This is a genomic window from Anabaena sp. PCC 7938 (assembly GCF_049315035.1).
Classification (GTDB): Bacteria; Cyanobacteriota; Cyanobacteriia; order Cyanobacteriales; family Nostocaceae; genus Anabaena; species Anabaena cylindrica.
Genome location: NZ_CP186034.1, coordinates 1,018,605 through 1,033,084 on the forward strand (window position 1 = coordinate 1,018,605; position 14,480 = coordinate 1,033,084).

The window sequence follows — 14,480 nt, forward strand, 5'->3', positions numbered from 1 at the left end:
AGCACTTCAGAAAAGCTAACCTTATTAATGTTTGAGGAGAACGCAAAATGGCTTATCAAGTAAGATTGTTGAACAAAAAAGACAACCTTGACACCACAATTGAATGTGACGAAGAAACTACAATTCTAGATGCAGCAGAAGAAGCCGGTATTGAATTGCCCTTCTCTTGTCATTCCGGTTCTTGCTCTAGCTGTGTAGGTAAGGTTGTAGAAGGTGAAATCAACCAAGATGATCAAATCTTCTTAGATGATGATCAAATGGCCAAAGGCTTCGCTCTATTGTGCGTTACATACCCTCGCTCTAACTGCACAATTAAAACCCATCAAGAGCCTTATCTAGTCTAAAATTTTAATGTCTTAGCTTGTACAAAGATGAAGGATGTTAATCATCCTTCATTCTTTTAATTTTAACCTTTCATTTTTATTCCGCAATGTTTACTCCTTTTAGTTTTACAGGTTGCTCTTTAGAATTGCTCAAGCCAGGAGAAAAAGGAATTATAATTTCCTGTAAAACTCAGGATGAAAGCATTCGTAAAAAACTCATTTCTATGGGAATAACAACCGGAAATAGTATAATTTTAGAACAGCAATTTCCCTCTTTAATCGTTAAATTTAATAATATTTCTATGACGATAGATCGGCAAACAGCCCGCGCTATTTATGTCCGTGTGGTTGATGGTTGATAAAATAAATCATCAAATATTTTTCTGAATAATAAAAGTCTGTTAAAATTCTTAAGTTATTCAAATCAATATTTTGCAATATATAGGAATATTGGCTAAATTGCTGATAATTGATTTCATCTCTTATATAAGCTGCAAAAACTTTAAATAGGGCATCGGCTTTGCGAAGTTGGTCGAACCTAGACAGAGCATTAAATAGTTCCTGTCCCATATTTTGCCTATATTTTGGATCTGTATATTTATCTTCTAGAGATTTTCTGAATTCGTCATCAACTTCCTTAAAACCCGATATAAAATATAGTATTTTTTTCAGAAATAGGTAATCACGTACTGCAATACCAGACTTTACTAGAGAATAAATTGATTTAATAATTGGAATGTTACTCAAGGTTTCATCTTGAAGATTTTCTAGTAGCTTATCATCTAAGAACACTTCAGCTATATCAAAACCAGTATCTCTCATACCAGCTTCAGATATTGTTTTTATAATGGATTGTTCTGGGCTTAAGTTTTCCTCATCCATATTATTCTTTTTATTGCTCATTTATAGATATCCTAATTTGTGAAATGTGTTTTTATTCTTCAGTTTCAAATCCAACGCCTTCATAAAGCATTTCAATCGGAAATTCAAATTCAATACTTGATAAAGTGATGATATCTCCAGTAGTGTAAGGATAGTAAAGCCACATTCTTCCTTCTCCTCGACAGTAACGTTCAACGGAGATTTTTTCCGAATCAATTAATATGTATTCTTGTAAACTGGGAATTGTTAAATAATATCTGAATTTCTCTCCTCTATCTTTACTACTTGTCCCAGGAGAAAGAACTTCAACAATCAATTTGGGATTTTGAATGAATTTAAGGGCATTGAGGTCTTGAGGGTCGCAACTAACGATAAGATCAGGATAAAAGTATGGGCTTTGAGGACTAACCTGCACTTTCACATCTGAGACATTGACTCGACAAGCTCTAGAACGGAGATGAGAATATAGAGGTCTGTAAAGATTTAGAGCAATATCATTGTGGGGAATTGTACCACCTGTCATAGCGAAAACTTCGCCATTGATGTATTCATAACGAATATCTTGGTTAAGTTCCCAAGTGAGATATTCCTCAATGGTCATTTTTGGCGGTTGTTGGGGAATAGCTATCATATCCAAATTTTTGCAAGTTTGTTTTGATTATAGCAACAAGGATAAAATCAAGTTATCTACATCTTGATGAAAATTTCGCGCCATGCGATCATGTAGCTTACTAAAGGTATCGCTCTCCAAAAACTATATACAGGAAAAGCAATACCTGCGGTGAACTACGCGATCGCATTACCCGTCCTAGACTTTAAAAATTGCTGAATTTTTAGTCAACAGCAATAAGTACATCTGATGATTTAATCACAGCATAAGCCTCTTTACCTTCAACTAAACCTAGCTTTTCTGCTGATGATTTAGTGATGACAGATACTACTTCTACACCAGGTGCTAATTCTAAAGTTACCTCTGTATTAATTGAACCAGGGGTAACTTTTTTCACAGTTGCTTTAAAGGTATTTCTGGCGCTGATTTCCATTATTTTTATTTTCCTTTTAGTTATTTATACTGAATAAACTAACAAATTTTATATATTAATGGTAAATTTTTAGATTTTTTTAACAAGTTTATATAAGAGATAATTAACCCAACAGAATTACTGAAATATTGAAAATATCTAAGTAGGTGGACATGAGATAACAAAAATGTGTGAACAAAAGTAAATAGGGCGGAAAATGGTTTCTGCTCTGCCTTGTCTCAATGACTATTTTTAACACAAATCTACTTAGTTGGCTGGCAATTATGAAGGATGTGATGCCTTGGGAGATCGCGCAGCGTCTCGTAGAAAGTGCAGCTATTGTAAGATTTTTGACAAATCCAGGTTATTATCTTCTTGTAATTATTTTACGGTTCTATTATGATATGATGCGGATTAATCTATACAAAGCTTTCTATGCAACTTCAAAAATCAGAAGCAAATACTAATTTATTTTCATATCGTCCAGATATAGATGCTCTTAGAGGTCTTGCTGTTATTGCAGTACTAATCTATCACTTAAATAACGATTGGTTACCTGGAGGTTTTGTCGGTGTAGATATATTTTTTGCAATATCTGGTTATGTAGTGTCTGCTTCTATTTTACGAAGAGAATCTAAGGGATTAATAAGAGATACTTTTGAATTTTATAAAAGGCGAATTAAAAGACTTTTTCCTGCTTTAGTAGCTTGTATCCTCATCACTTCATTATTTATTTCTTTGTTAGTTTGGCCGATAGAGACAGGAAAATTTTATCTGACAGGTCTTCATGCATTAGTGGGTTTATCCAATATTTATTTAATGGATATTACGAAAGGATACTTCGATATTGATTCTAGCTTAAACCCTTTTACTCACACTTGGTCTTTAGGAGTTGAAGAACAATTCTACTTGATTTTCCCATTTTTATTATTTGCAATTTACGGCAAAGAAAAACAAATTACAAATAAAAAAAGAACAATTATATTATTCTTATCTTTTGCATTATTCATAATAATTGCCGGATTAATTACTGCCTATAAACCAGAATGGAATTACTATTCTTTAGGAAGCCGAATTTGGGAGATGGAAATCGGTTCTATTCTATTTATTTTGCAGTCAAATAATCACTTAAAAATTATTACACATAATAAAAAAACAAATATAATTATACAATTATTTTCTATCTTTCTTATTATAGTTACTTTCTTTGTTACTCCAAATAATAGTTTATTCCCTTTTCCTTTGGCTATTCCTGTTATTGTCGGAACATTGTTATTTATAACTTGTGGCAGTTCTATGTATGCCAACATAAATAAAGCTATTGGCAAATCATATCTTACTTACGTTGGCAAGACTTCTTATTCTTTATACTTGTGGCATTGGCCAATTTTTGTTTTATTTAATTGGACAGTTGGTTTGAATTCAATCTTAACATATTTTGCGGCGACTTCTCTGACAATATTATTCTCACTAATTTCTTACTATTGCCTAGAACAACCAATCCGAAAATCTAAAATCAACCAATCTAAAGTTATTTTTGGTTCCGTTTTAATTGCGATAGTTTCAGTAATAATCACTGTAGGTTCTCTTCAAGAAGTGTTTCATGATAATTTTTATCTAAAAAGAGAGTCATACATAAAGACAACATCGCTCGAAAGATATCTTGTTGCTGATAAAGTGAATAAAAATTTAAATTTAAAAGCAATTTTTAGTAATTGTTTAGCAAATGAAAATCATCCAAATATTGATTTTGAACATTGTCGTCGAAGAGGCATAAAATCCATTTCATCATCACCACAAATTTTTTTAATAGGTGATAGTCATGCCCACTCTCTATTACCTATGTTAGAAGTAAATAATACATTAATTAATCATGATCTTTTCTTCTTTGGCAATCAATTTTGCCCAATAAACATAAACATGACTCGTAGTATATCTTCAAATCTTTGTCGTCTAAATACTGATAAGATACTTAAATATATTGAACAGAAGGCTAATAATAATAGTCTACTGATTATTCATTCTAGATACAGTCCGTTTTTTGCCAATTTTGTTATCGGCAATACTTTATCAGAAAATTATAAAAATGGCATCTTTCAACTTTTTTTAACCCAAGGGCATAAATTATTGTCTATCAAAGAAGCCGCTTTACAGTTAGAAAAAGACTTTATTCAATTAAGTAACCGATTGAAGTCCAAAAATATATCTATACTTTTACTTGCACCAATACCAGAACATCAATTGCATCCCGCTCAATGTCAATTTTCAAATCCAGAATGTTTAACCGACAAACAAACAGTTCTAGAGTATAGAAAAAATACGATAAATGCCATGAATAATGCCGCCAAAGTATCTTCAAATTTGTTTGTTTGGGATACCATTGAGCAATTATGTCCAATTGAAAAATGTTCTCATTACTTAGATAGCCAATTAATTTTTAGTGATGACAATCACCTTTCTGCCTATGGCAGTCAATTATTAAGTCCCTATTTTGAGGATTTTTTGCGTAAACATCGGCTTCTAAGTCAAAATTTGTTAGATAAAAATATAGATAAACTACGTAAATAGTCATTCTCAATAAATTATTTTTGACAAATTATTTTATGCTGATTTATAAATTGTTCGTCAGCTACTAATAGTTTGTGAAAATTGAAATAGTGTTTTTAAATATGGTGAGTAATGCTCATCATTACGTTTTTAGTTGTGTTCATAGTCATAATTATGAGTCAAAAAAATCAGCCCAAATTAAGTACACAAACTAGCTATTGGCTAATAGCAAATAGCTACAATGCTGAAGATTTAAATCAGCGTGGTGAAAATGGTGATACAGCTTTAATGAAAGCTACTAGAGAGGGAGTCTACCCAGTTGTCAAAGAACTGATAGATGCGGGTGCAGATATCAACGCTAGAAACAATGATCGCAATAATGCTTTATGGTTCGCTTGTTTTGGCAATCACTACGATTTAATGAATTTGTTGCTGTCAGTCAACATTGATATTAACAATCAAAATGATAATGGCGCAACTGTCCTGATGTATGGTGCATCGGCTGGAAAGACAGAAGTAGTGAGGTTGCTATTACAACATAATCCTAACATGAATTTACAAAATTTGGACGACTATAAAGCAATTGACTTTGCCAGCAATGTAGAAGTTTTAAGGTTACTGAAAAATGCCACACAGTAAGCTTTCTAAAGAAGCCTGTCACGAGTCTACCAAGCATTCTTACTTATCAGTGCAGATGAATCCCAATTATGTGGATGCATCAACTCAACCTCGCACCTTTAAAGTTTATCCAAAATTTTATCGGCGAGTGAGATTAAATCTCGATAATCCAATTCATGCTTTTATCAGGTTAACAAGCGCCATTACTTTTGAAAAGATTTATAAGGATGGCCCTTATAAACTCCGGGTAAATCCCTCAGCAGGCGCGTTATACCCGACGGAGGTTTATGTTCAAATACGTGGTGTTGAGGGATTTATAGATGCTATCTATCATCTGGAAATTGAGAATCATTGTCTAACACTGATCTATGAATTAATTGATGATGGGTTGGAGAGTTATGTTATACCAAATAACCGTATCAATGGATTCATTTTTTTAGTTAGTTGTGTTTATTATAGGTCTAGCTGGAAATATCAAGACAGGAGCATGAGGTATTGCTTTTTGGATAGCGGACACCATTTAGGTGCGATCGCATCTTCAGCATATCTTCACGAAAAAAACATCCAATTAATCTTTGACTTTGATAAACTCTCTCTCAATGCTGATTTAGGATTTGAGAATAAGGAGTTTATTACTAGTTGTGTGATATCGGGAGAAACGCAAGAAAAGTCAGTCAGACGCTTAAGACTACCAGTTCCTTTTGTTTGTGGTACTGATTATTTTCAAGCTAATGAATTCATTGAAGATGCCTATCAAGCAACATCATGGCAACTTAGTCACCAGCAACATCTAGAACATCCTCAATTTAATTTTCACCGAGAAAGGTTTTTTGAGAACGTTTTGAACAGGCGTTCTATTCGACGTTTTCAAAAGCAGTCTATTTCCCAACAAACCTATTGGCAAATTTTGCAAGATGTTCAACAACCAATACCAAGTGAGAATTTTGAGGAAATAGAAATTTACTCGGTGGTGCATCGTGTCGAGGGAATGACACCCGGTTTATATAACGGTAGGAATCTCATAAATTCGGGTGATTTTAGCGAAAAAACAGGTTACTTGTGCATTAATCAGGCGCTGGCTAAAGACTGCGCTGTAACTTTGTTTTTTGTGTCCGATTATCTCAGCTATCAAACTGCGATGCAATTAGCTGGTTTTATCGGACAAAGAGTGTATCTATTTAGCAATTATTGGGGCATAGATTGTAGCGGGATTGGTGCTTTTTATGATGACGAAGCCCAAGAGTTTCTAGGAACCAATAAGGATGTGCTTTATGTAATGGCAATTGGTAAATAAAATAGGAAAATCAAGAGAAATGGCTAGAAGACAATTTGATTCTCATGCTGATGATAAGCACCCTATGCAGCCAACATCAGCTGATATTATTTTGCGGCAACAATTAGAGTATTCTATTAGTAGGTACTTTTATGATGGGTGCGATCGCACTATTCAAGGTCTATTATCCGATTGTCGTTGGTATGTGACAACCCATGCTAGTGCTTTAACATTGGTAATCGAATGCACTGATCAAGTTACTAACTGGCGAGTCTTGCAAAAAATCGTGCCAATGGGAAGTTTACTCTACAGCATTGTCAGCAGTGCTAAAATTCGCGTATGTCCCCCACAAACTAATGGCATACCATTTGAAATGAGGGTAGATGAACTATCAGTTTATCGTGATTGGGCATAAGCTAAATTCGGGATTTTGGACTATTAATTAAGCCATAACATTCTGGCTGAAAATTGTGATTAGTTCTGCAAAAACTAAATCGGCTGAATGTTGGACAACTGGACTTAATTCTAAGCCTAAATCAAGGTTAGCTGCTTCAATTAAATAAACTGTCACCTGTTGAGGAAAATCATCTGCAAAGATTTTTCTCCCGGCTGCTAAAGCATGATCCCAACGAAAATCATGGAGGTTGTAACTAGGTTCTGGCAGTGCTTCTAGTTCTTTGCCTGGGACTTTAAATATAGCACCTGGTTCGGAACCTGTGCAACTGGCATCCAAAATAATTAATTTTTCACTTCCTCTCGCTTGAAACATCACTTCCATTCCCGCAGTACCACAATCAAAAACGCGGATGTTGGGGTGAGGGTTTTGGGCGAGATATTGCTGTAAACGTTGGGCGATGATTACGCCTACAGCATCGTCATTACGATTGAGATTTCCACATCCAATGATTGTTAGCATGGGATATTTATAATAACATGATTTTTATTATATCGGCGGGGAAAAATTAATATTTACGGAAATTTTGACTATATCTTTGATTATTAACTTTATAGTGGCTATAGCAGCCGTAAGTCATGCACTAAAATCTTTATTCTCTCTGCGTTTGGCGTGATTAGTCCTACACAATATTTCTCACCCATCAGACAGAATTGTATATGCTAGTATTTCGTGATACAGACTCTAAAGGTAGAGGTATATTTGCTCAGAAGAGTTTTGCTAAAGGAGAGGTAATTGAAAAAGCAGCAGTGATTGTTATCCCTAAGCAACAAGTTAAATTAATTGTCAAAACGGTTTTATTAAATTATTATTTTGGTTGGCATGGGGAAAGTGGCGCTATAGCTTTGGGCTTTGCTTCACTTTTTAATCATTCTTATCATCCCAATGCGCTTTATGTTAAGAATTTTTCTAAAAATGTAATTGAAATTATTGCTCATAAAGATATTCGAGCAGGTGAGGAAATTACTGTTAATTATAATGGGCAAGTTGATGATTTATCGCCTGTTTGGTTTGATGTGGTGGAATGAGTCTCACGCAGAGGCACAGAGTCGCAGAGAGTAAAACAGGAGTGAGTTATTGTTCAAGTTTTATCTGTGCTAAAAAATTATTTGGTGATACAATATGGATATTTTGATAGGAGTTCAGGACTAACAAATCCTCATCTCCTGTAATAATCAAATTAGCACTGCCATCAATAGCAAGTGAGATAAATTTATCATCTTTTGCATCTCGACAGACTTGTACAGGATTTAAAACATCAACCATCTCAGCGATACTTTTTAAATACAAAATCAATTTTTGTCTATTTTCCAAACTGACATAATTATCAAACTTTTTCCTGGAAAGAACCCTTTCTAATTCTGTTAGTGTTTCAGAGGAGACAAGAATATGATGGTGATCAAAAGCGTAACGAACGGCTTGAGAAGTAATAGATTTGGGAGTTAGTAAACGACTCACAAAACAATTAGTATCAATGACGATTCTTTGCTTAATCATCACTGTCAAGAATTTCTTTGAGTTTTTCTTCTGTCATGCCTTTAGCTTCAGCATTTTTACCAACTTGATCACAAAATTGCTGAAACTCCTCTTTTAACAATGTAGTCAATCTTTGATACTCTAAGACTGACAGAACTACAACTGAATCTTTATCCTGGCGTTGAATGGTTATTGGTTCTTTTTGGGCTTTATCTAAAAATTCTGTAAAATTTTGTTTTGCTTCCGATGCAGATAGGTAAATCATAATATACCTCTTTTCTCTTTATCCTAACTCAATTTGGTTGATATCTACCACTGAATATCTCCACGCGCCAAGCATTTTTCATAATCTCCTAAATTAGATAAATAGTCAGAAAAATCCGATTCAGCTATATCTAGAGATTCGCTAAACTGAAGCCATAATTCCTCACAAGCCTTGATATCTTCCTCTGTCAACTCTGGAAAATCATTTAATATTCCCTTATTACTGCTATGTTTGATAAATAGAAAGTCTATAAAATCACTGACTTCCTGAAATAAAGAAGGTGGCATTTGCTGAATTTGAGCAATGGTTTTCTCTTGTAGATTCATACTAATATTTAAGCTGGGTTGCTTGAGTCTTTAGTTCTTATTTTAACCCGTCTGTAGGTTGAATTGAGCGTTTCCCTATTTTCCATTCCCTAAGATTGCATTCCCTGGGGTACGCTGCTTTAGATAGTGTCGAGGTACAGAAGATGTTTAAGCTGCGGGTAGGGTTGCTGTTTGGTGGAGGTTCTGGAGAACATGAAGTTTCAATAATGTCTGCGGGTGCGATCGCTAAAGTTTGAAGTGCGGAGAAAAATAGTATCTTAGAGGTATCCTAGAACTGGCTTATAAGTTCTCTTTTAATAATGATTTATTAGTAACTTTGACTACTTTCATTATTTTTTCAAGTGTTCTAAATAAACGGCAAAATATATTATGATTTTGTTACATTCTTGTTAAGAAAGGTTACAGGAATCTTAACAAAAGGAAATATTTCTTATGGTAGCACTTGAGAAAAAGCCATTACATCAAGTTGTCATTGTTGGTGGTGGCTTTGGTGGACTGTATACAGCAAAGACTCTTGCTAACGCAAATGTAGATGTTACTCTCATTGATAAACGGAATTTTCACCTATTTCAGCCGCTTTTATATCAAGTTGCGACAGGTACGTTATCACCTGCTGATATTTCTGCACCATTGCGATCTGTATTCAGCAAAAGCAAGAATACAAAAGTATTGCTAGGAGAAGTAAGTGTTATTGATCCAAAAGCGCAACAAGTTATTTTGGGTGATCAAATAGTACCTTATGATACATTAATTGTTGCCACAGGTGCTAACCATTCCTATTTCGGTAAAGATAGCTGGAAAGAAACTGCTCCTGGCTTGAAAACTGTGGAAGATGCCATAGAAATGCGTCGGCGGATATTTTCGGCATTTGAAGCGGCAGAACAAGAAACTGATCCTGTAAAACGTCGTGCTTTTTTGACTTTTGTGATTGTGGGGGGTGGTCCTACCGGTGTAGAATTGGCAGGTGCGATCGCAGAGTTGGCATACAAAACTCTCAAAGAAGATTTCCGCAACATCAACACCTCAGAAGCGAAAATTTTGCTCTTGCAAGGGGGCGATCGCATTCTCCCACACATTGCGCCAGAATTATCCAAAGTAGCAGCAGAATCTCTGCAAAAATTGGGAGTGGTTATTCACACTCTCACTAGGGTGACAAATATTGAAAATGACATAGTTACTTTCAAGCAAAACGATGAATTGACAGATATTGCCTCAAAAACTATATTGTGGGCAGCAGGTGTTCAAGGTTCGGCATTGGGCAAAGTCCTCGCAGAACGAACAGATGTAGAATGCGATTTCTCTGGCAGAGTAATTGTCGAACCAGATTTGACTATCAAGGGTTATAAAAATATTTTCGTAATTGGAGATTTAGCCAATTTCTCCCATCAAAATGGTAAACCCTTACCTGGTGTTGCCCCCGTAGCTAAACAACAAGGAGAATATGTCGGTGGACTGATTCAACTACGGCTTCATGGTCATACTTTGCCACAATTTCATTACACCGATGTAGGTAGTTTGGCAATGATTGGGCAAAATTTAGCTGTTGTAGATTTAGGTTTCATCAAACTCACCGGTTTCCTAGCTTGGGTATTTTGGCTAATAATTCACATCTACTTCTTAATTGAGTTTGACACTAAATTGGTAGTAGTATTTCAGTGGGCATGGAATTATATTACTCGTAATCGACGCTCTAGATTGATTACAGGCAAAGAGGCTTTTCTAGCAGCAACACCTCCTGTTAACAATAGCAGTCATTCCCCCACTAAAGAACAGAAGCAGCCCGTTAAGCTGTAAGATTTTTGGCCAGTTGTACTCCTGAAGCCTAACTCCTAACTCCTAACTCCAAACTCCTAACTCCTACTGTATATTTCTTGAAAATCTAATCGGTTAAGATTGCATTCCCTGTGGTACGCTATCTGCTTTAGATAGTGTCGAGGTACAGAAGATGTCTAAGCTGCGGGTGGGATTGCTGTTTGGTGGACGTTCTGGAGAACATGAAGTTTCAATAATTTCTGCACGAGCGATCGCTAATGCTTTAAATGCAGAGGAAAATAGTCACAAGTACGAAATAGTGCCTTTCTACATCCAAAAGGATGGTTTTTGGCAAGCTGGGGAAGTTGCACAGCAAGTTTTATCATCTGGTGTGGCTAGAGAAAATCTAGCCGTAACCCCTAATTTATGGGAGTTTCCACCACAAACAGCAGAAATTGATTTGTGGTTTCCTATTCTCCACGGCCCCAATGGTGAAGATGGTACGATTCAAGGTTTACTCACTTTAATGCAAGTCCCTTATGTGGGTTCTGGGGTGTTAGGTTCGGCTACGGGAATGGATAAAATCGGTATGAAAACCGCTTTTGCTCAAGCTGGACTACCCCAGGTAAAATATAAAGCGATAACTAGGGCGCAAGTTTGGTCAAATCCTTGTATTTTTCCGAAATTATGTGATGAAATTGAACTAACTTTAGGCTATCCCTGTTTCGTTAAACCGGCTAATTTGGGTTCGTCGGTAGGAATTGCGAAAGTGCGATCGCGCCAAGAGTTAGAATTAGCTTTAGATAATGCCGCAACCTATGATAGACGCATTATTGTCGAAGCCGGAGTTGTCGCTAGAGAAGTAGAATGTGCCGTTTTAGGTAACGATAATCCCAAAGCATCTGTTATTGGTGAGATTACGTTTGATAGTGATTTTTACGATTACGAAACTAAATATACCCAAGGTAAAGCCGATTTATTTATTCCCGCACATCTAACAGATTCAGTAGTTCAGCAAATTCAAGAAATGGCATTAAAAGCCTTTTTAACTGTTGACGCTGCTGGTTTAGCACGGGTAGACTTTTTCTATATCGAAGCTACCGGAGAAATTTTAATTAACGAAATTAATACTTTACCAGGGTTCACAGCCACAAGTATGTATCCTCAACTTTGGGCAAATACTGGTATTTCTTTTCCCAAATTAGTAGACGAATTAATTCAATTAGCTATTGAAAGACATTTAAAGAGTGCTGAGTAAAAAAGCAATAATCGCACTCCTGCAAGATATTTGGCAAAAATTAGTATGATATTCAATTTTCTTAGGACTTATGCAAGATATGGCTGAAAACCTTATTATTACGTAGCGGTAATTCATGTAGCTTGCTTGCCCGTTGCGGTATTATCGCTACTTTTGTTCTGTTTTGCGTAAGTCCTATTTCTGTCAAGTTTGGGTAAAAACTATTTTTGCCAATACAAAACTGAATTACGAACTAAAATAATGGCAACGGACAACTAAAGAGTATTAAGTGCTGAGTAAATCTGACTTCTGCCATAATACTTGTGTCTTCTAGTACAATAATCTACTAGAGCATACAAGCGTGATCTTAATTATGGACAATAGTGACGGTGTAAAGCAAAAGCCAAACCAATCAACAGAAACTAGTCTAGAAGCATCAAAAAATACACCCTCAGCTAAAAACCTGTTGGTAAAGCATTCTTGGCTTTTGTTTGTAGGGTTGTTCGGGATTTCTGTAGGAGTCTCAATTTTTGGTTATTATCAACTAAGTTATATTGGGGATGTGCCAAAAAAGGAAGCAGAAAACCCCTTAAAATTAGTCAGTGCGGAACTAATCACAAGATTCGCTGATACTAGTAATGCTACACCTTCATGGTTAATAATAGCGATCGCTCTGACTTGTGCTACTGGTTGCTGGGTAATCTTCCGCTTACTTAAACTTCCATAACGGGTTTGCAGAAAAGTATAGGGTGTAAGGTTTTGAGAATAATCAGAATACTTAAACAACATCCCCTCAAATTGATAACCGATAAAAGTGCCAACTTGGCAACCAATCTGTAAAGAACCCAGTTAAATTAAATAAAAGATAAACGACTTAAAGGGTGTTGTTATCAGGGGCAACTACTATTAATAAATCAGTCTTATAAAGGCTTTTTAAAAAAGTCTTTCTTAGGGAGAAAAAGCAATCTACTTACAATTTTCTGGGCTATGAGTTCAGCAAAAAAATAATAATCAAGTTTAACATTTGCTGCAAAGGAATATTCACAGCATACAGGCGCTGTCGTTGACGTACAATTTAGCCCCCCTAAATAACGGGCAGCGTCTATACATATTCCTGAACGCTCCAGCAGCAAATGCAGAGTGGGAGATTAAAGGCGATTGGTATGCCTTCTCCCACTCTTCTTTTATGGATAATTGGGATCACCTGAGTTCGGAGTTATCCCTCTTCTGTCAGAGTAGGGATAAAAGGATATTTTAAAAGTATCAGAATTAATTGAAATCCCTCAAAGTCCCTTTTAAAAATGGGGATTTAGGGGGATATACAAGTATTAGATCCCACACAAAAAAGTTTTCAAACATCCTCTAACAAAAATCTGTATCATGCAAAAATTTAATAATCTCTGAATTCACTACCTGAGAAGCACCAGTTGAGGCATCATGATAGCAGTTATGCAGAATTTTAAAGCGCGAATTAGGGATATGTTGATGTAATTTCTCTCCATGACTAAGAGGAAACCAACTATCTTGATCACCCCATAAAATTAGTGTAGGACATTCAATATTGCTAAGATTACTTTGAATCTGACTGAGCATATTTGGCTTTTTAGCTTGGAAATTTTCAATTTCTCGTACTGCTATTTGCAATTCTTCAGCCACCTTTACCAAAGTTCCCGGAATTTCAATAAACGGATAAGTTATCCAATAAACATCTTCTTCTGTGAGAATAGAAGGATCGAATAACACTTTGCGTCTTTCTATACCCATAACTTCTCTAATTATAGGTGCAAACCAATATGCTAGACGTAAAAAGTCGATTGTATGTATAACTTCCAGCGGTGTTTGGGCAAGTAATCCCATAGCCCAATGGGGTAAATGTTCAACAAAGATAGGCGCGTTAATGACTACTAAACGCCCAATTAATAGGGAATTTTTTGCAGCTAACGCTAAAGCAACTAGTCCACCTAAAGATTCTGCGACGATGACAGGTGGTTCATCGCATAAAGCCTGAATAATTCTTTCTAATTCAATTACTTGATGACCAGTTTCTTCTCGGCGAAACAGATTTTTTTCAGAAAAACCATAGCCTTTAGCATCAAAACAAATTACCCGAAAATCTTTAGATAATGGTTTAATACTATGCCGCCAATTATAACTCCAACTGCCCAGACCATGTAATAAAATTAGCGGCTTACCTGTACCTTTTTCGCCATAAGCGATTTGTGCGGTATATCCATTAGCATCGTGAATAATCAGACTTTGTTGCCCTTTGGGAAAGTTAACTTGCCACCAGTCTTGCATTGTGTAA

The 14,480-nt window shown here is 35.6% G+C and carries 18 protein-coding genes; 10 read left to right on the forward strand and 8 right to left on the reverse strand.

From position 1 onward, the window contains the following. Positions 1 to 47: 47 nt before the first annotated feature. Both ACOWPH_RS05005 and ACOWPH_RS05010 read left to right on the forward strand, forming a co-directional pair. Positions 48 to 344 (forward strand): 2Fe-2S iron-sulfur cluster-binding protein, encoded by a 297-nt coding sequence (locus tag ACOWPH_RS05005; RefSeq protein ID WP_015214322.1) that lies wholly within the window; start codon positions 48 to 50, stop codon positions 342 to 344. An 86-nt stretch (positions 345 to 430) separates the two neighbouring features. Beyond that, positions 431 to 682: a FeoA family protein gene (locus ACOWPH_RS05010; protein ID WP_015214323.1), complete on the forward strand. Its 252-nt coding sequence runs from the start codon at positions 431 to 433 to the stop codon at positions 680 to 682. On the opposite strand, the gene ACOWPH_RS05015 is transcribed toward ACOWPH_RS05010, so the two are convergent. The 3 genes from ACOWPH_RS05015 to ACOWPH_RS05025 all read right to left on the reverse strand — a co-directional run bounded on the left by ACOWPH_RS05015 (position 654) and on the right by ACOWPH_RS05025 (position 2,248). Further along, positions 654 to 1,226, reverse strand: coding sequence for a hypothetical protein (locus ACOWPH_RS05015; RefSeq protein ID WP_015214324.1), 573 nt, complete (start codon positions 1,224 to 1,226; stop codon positions 654 to 656). The two genes, ACOWPH_RS05010 and ACOWPH_RS05015, sit on opposite strands and share 29 nt — an antisense overlap. A gap of 31 nt (positions 1,227 to 1,257) precedes the next feature. Further along, positions 1,258 to 1,836 (reverse strand): Uma2 family endonuclease, encoded by a 579-nt coding sequence (locus tag ACOWPH_RS05020; protein ID WP_015214325.1) that lies wholly within the window; start codon positions 1,834 to 1,836, stop codon positions 1,258 to 1,260. Positions 1,837 to 2,038: 202 nt separating this feature from the next. Further along, the gene (locus ACOWPH_RS05025) at positions 2,039 to 2,248 is read right to left on the reverse strand and encodes a TOBE domain-containing protein (RefSeq protein WP_015214326.1); all 210 of its coding nucleotides are present in this window, start codon (positions 2,246 to 2,248) and stop codon (positions 2,039 to 2,041) included. Between the two features lie 414 nt (positions 2,249 to 2,662). Between ACOWPH_RS05025 and ACOWPH_RS05030 the strand changes: the two genes are divergently transcribed. The 4 genes from ACOWPH_RS05030 (at position 2,663) to ACOWPH_RS05045 (ending at position 7,080) form a co-directional block, all read left to right on the forward strand. Beyond that, on the forward strand, positions 2,663 to 4,795 hold the full coding sequence (locus tag ACOWPH_RS05030) for an acyltransferase family protein (protein WP_015214328.1): 2,133 nt from the start codon (positions 2,663 to 2,665) through the stop codon (positions 4,793 to 4,795). A gap of 153 nt (positions 4,796 to 4,948) precedes the next feature. Further along, positions 4,949 to 5,413 (forward strand): ankyrin repeat domain-containing protein, encoded by a 465-nt coding sequence (locus ACOWPH_RS05035; RefSeq protein ID WP_042464862.1) that lies wholly within the window; start codon positions 4,949 to 4,951, stop codon positions 5,411 to 5,413. Beyond that, the gene (locus ACOWPH_RS05040) at positions 5,400 to 6,686 is read left to right on the forward strand and encodes a SagB/ThcOx family dehydrogenase (RefSeq protein ID WP_015214330.1); all 1,287 of its coding nucleotides are present in this window, start codon (positions 5,400 to 5,402) and stop codon (positions 6,684 to 6,686) included. Before ACOWPH_RS05035 ends, ACOWPH_RS05040 begins: the two co-directional genes overlap by 14 nt. A gap of 19 nt (positions 6,687 to 6,705) precedes the next feature. Then, positions 6,706 to 7,080 (forward strand): hypothetical protein, encoded by a 375-nt coding sequence (locus tag ACOWPH_RS05045; protein WP_015214331.1) that lies wholly within the window; start codon positions 6,706 to 6,708, stop codon positions 7,078 to 7,080. Between the two features lie 27 nt (positions 7,081 to 7,107). Here ACOWPH_RS05045 and ACOWPH_RS05050 read toward each other — a convergent pair whose 3' ends face one another. Then, positions 7,108 to 7,581, reverse strand: coding sequence for a hydrogenase maturation protease (locus ACOWPH_RS05050; RefSeq protein WP_015214332.1), 474 nt, complete (start codon positions 7,579 to 7,581; stop codon positions 7,108 to 7,110). A 197-nt stretch (positions 7,582 to 7,778) separates the two neighbouring features. Here ACOWPH_RS05050 and ACOWPH_RS05055 point away from each other — a divergent pair, with 197 nt between their 5' ends. Beyond that, a complete protein-coding gene (locus tag ACOWPH_RS05055; protein ID WP_015214333.1) occupies positions 7,779 to 8,147 on the forward strand; it encodes an SET domain-containing protein in 369 nt (122 codons plus the stop codon). Positions 8,148 to 8,193: 46 nt separating this feature from the next. Here the strand turns inward: ACOWPH_RS05055 and ACOWPH_RS05060 are convergent, their stop codons facing one another. The 3 genes from ACOWPH_RS05060 to ACOWPH_RS05070 are packed head-to-tail and all read right to left on the reverse strand — an operon-like array spanning position 8,194 to position 9,186. Beyond that, positions 8,194 to 8,616 (reverse strand): putative toxin-antitoxin system toxin component, PIN family, encoded by a 423-nt coding sequence (locus ACOWPH_RS05060; RefSeq protein WP_015214334.1) that lies wholly within the window; start codon positions 8,614 to 8,616, stop codon positions 8,194 to 8,196. Further along, the gene (locus ACOWPH_RS05065) at positions 8,609 to 8,860 is read right to left on the reverse strand and encodes a type II toxin-antitoxin system Phd/YefM family antitoxin (RefSeq protein WP_015214335.1); all 252 of its coding nucleotides are present in this window, start codon (positions 8,858 to 8,860) and stop codon (positions 8,609 to 8,611) included. The genes ACOWPH_RS05060 and ACOWPH_RS05065 overlap by 8 nt, the downstream gene beginning before the upstream one ends. A gap of 44 nt (positions 8,861 to 8,904) precedes the next feature. Next, entirely contained in the window at positions 8,905 to 9,186 is a 282-nt protein-coding gene (locus ACOWPH_RS05070; RefSeq protein WP_015214336.1) for a DUF2281 domain-containing protein, read from the reverse strand. 432 nt (positions 9,187 to 9,618) lie between these two features. Between ACOWPH_RS05070 and ACOWPH_RS05075 the strand changes: the two genes are divergently transcribed. The 3 genes from ACOWPH_RS05075 to ACOWPH_RS05085 all read left to right on the forward strand — a co-directional run bounded on the left by ACOWPH_RS05075 (position 9,619) and on the right by ACOWPH_RS05085 (position 12,902). Beyond that, positions 9,619 to 10,980 carry an NAD(P)/FAD-dependent oxidoreductase gene (locus ACOWPH_RS05075; protein ID WP_015214337.1) on the forward strand — a complete coding sequence of 454 codons (1,362 nt, stop codon included), beginning with the start codon at positions 9,619 to 9,621 and terminating at the stop codon, positions 10,978 to 10,980. Between the two features lie 151 nt (positions 10,981 to 11,131). Continuing rightward, positions 11,132 to 12,196 (forward strand): D-alanine--D-alanine ligase family protein, encoded by a 1,065-nt coding sequence (locus ACOWPH_RS05080; RefSeq protein ID WP_015214338.1) that lies wholly within the window; start codon positions 11,132 to 11,134, stop codon positions 12,194 to 12,196. Between the two features lie 352 nt (positions 12,197 to 12,548). Then, the gene (locus tag ACOWPH_RS05085; protein WP_015214339.1) at positions 12,549 to 12,902 is read left to right on the forward strand and encodes a hypothetical protein; all 354 of its coding nucleotides are present in this window, start codon (positions 12,549 to 12,551) and stop codon (positions 12,900 to 12,902) included. Positions 12,903 to 13,537: 635 nt separating this feature from the next. On the opposite strand, the gene ACOWPH_RS05090 is transcribed toward ACOWPH_RS05085, so the two are convergent. After that, the gene (locus tag ACOWPH_RS05090) at positions 13,538 to 14,473 is read right to left on the reverse strand and encodes an alpha/beta fold hydrolase (RefSeq protein ID WP_015214340.1); all 936 of its coding nucleotides are present in this window, start codon (positions 14,471 to 14,473) and stop codon (positions 13,538 to 13,540) included. Between the last annotated feature and the right edge of the window lie 7 nt (positions 14,474 to 14,480).

What these genes read in the sequence shown, in the direction of transcription:
- ACOWPH_RS05005 (WP_015214322.1), top strand. Translation starts at nt 48, where the DNA reads ATGGCTTATCAAGTAAGATTGTTGAACAAAAAAGACAACCTTGACACC.
- ACOWPH_RS05010 (WP_015214323.1), top strand. Translation starts at nt 431, where the DNA reads ATGTTTACTCCTTTTAGTTTTACAGGTTGCTCTTTAGAATTGCTCAAG.
- ACOWPH_RS05015 (WP_015214324.1), bottom strand. Translation starts at nt 1,226, where the DNA reads ATGAGCAATAAAAAGAATAATATGGATGAGGAAAACTTAAGCCCAGAA.
- ACOWPH_RS05020 (WP_015214325.1), bottom strand. Translation starts at nt 1,836, where the DNA reads ATGATAGCTATTCCCCAACAACCGCCAAAAATGACCATTGAGGAATAT.
- ACOWPH_RS05025 (WP_015214326.1), bottom strand. Translation starts at nt 2,248, where the DNA reads ATGGAAATCAGCGCCAGAAATACCTTTAAAGCAACTGTGAAAAAAGTT.
- ACOWPH_RS05030 (WP_015214328.1), top strand. Translation starts at nt 2,663, where the DNA reads ATGCAACTTCAAAAATCAGAAGCAAATACTAATTTATTTTCATATCGT.
- ACOWPH_RS05035 (WP_042464862.1), top strand. Translation starts at nt 4,949, where the DNA reads ATGAGTCAAAAAAATCAGCCCAAATTAAGTACACAAACTAGCTATTGG.
- ACOWPH_RS05040 (WP_015214330.1), top strand. Translation starts at nt 5,400, where the DNA reads ATGCCACACAGTAAGCTTTCTAAAGAAGCCTGTCACGAGTCTACCAAG.
- ACOWPH_RS05045 (WP_015214331.1), top strand. Translation starts at nt 6,706, where the DNA reads ATGGCTAGAAGACAATTTGATTCTCATGCTGATGATAAGCACCCTATG.
- ACOWPH_RS05050 (WP_015214332.1), bottom strand. Translation starts at nt 7,581, where the DNA reads ATGCTAACAATCATTGGATGTGGAAATCTCAATCGTAATGACGATGCT.
- ACOWPH_RS05055 (WP_015214333.1), top strand. Translation starts at nt 7,779, where the DNA reads ATGCTAGTATTTCGTGATACAGACTCTAAAGGTAGAGGTATATTTGCT.
- ACOWPH_RS05060 (WP_015214334.1), bottom strand. Translation starts at nt 8,616, where the DNA reads ATGATTAAGCAAAGAATCGTCATTGATACTAATTGTTTTGTGAGTCGT.
- ACOWPH_RS05065 (WP_015214335.1), bottom strand. Translation starts at nt 8,860, where the DNA reads ATGATTTACCTATCTGCATCGGAAGCAAAACAAAATTTTACAGAATTT.
- ACOWPH_RS05070 (WP_015214336.1), bottom strand. Translation starts at nt 9,186, where the DNA reads ATGAATCTACAAGAGAAAACCATTGCTCAAATTCAGCAAATGCCACCT.
- ACOWPH_RS05075 (WP_015214337.1), top strand. Translation starts at nt 9,619, where the DNA reads ATGGTAGCACTTGAGAAAAAGCCATTACATCAAGTTGTCATTGTTGGT.
- ACOWPH_RS05080 (WP_015214338.1), top strand. Translation starts at nt 11,132, where the DNA reads ATGTCTAAGCTGCGGGTGGGATTGCTGTTTGGTGGACGTTCTGGAGAA.
- ACOWPH_RS05085 (WP_015214339.1), top strand. Translation starts at nt 12,549, where the DNA reads ATGGACAATAGTGACGGTGTAAAGCAAAAGCCAAACCAATCAACAGAA.
- ACOWPH_RS05090 (WP_015214340.1), bottom strand. Translation starts at nt 14,473, where the DNA reads ATGCAAGACTGGTGGCAAGTTAACTTTCCCAAAGGGCAACAAAGTCTG.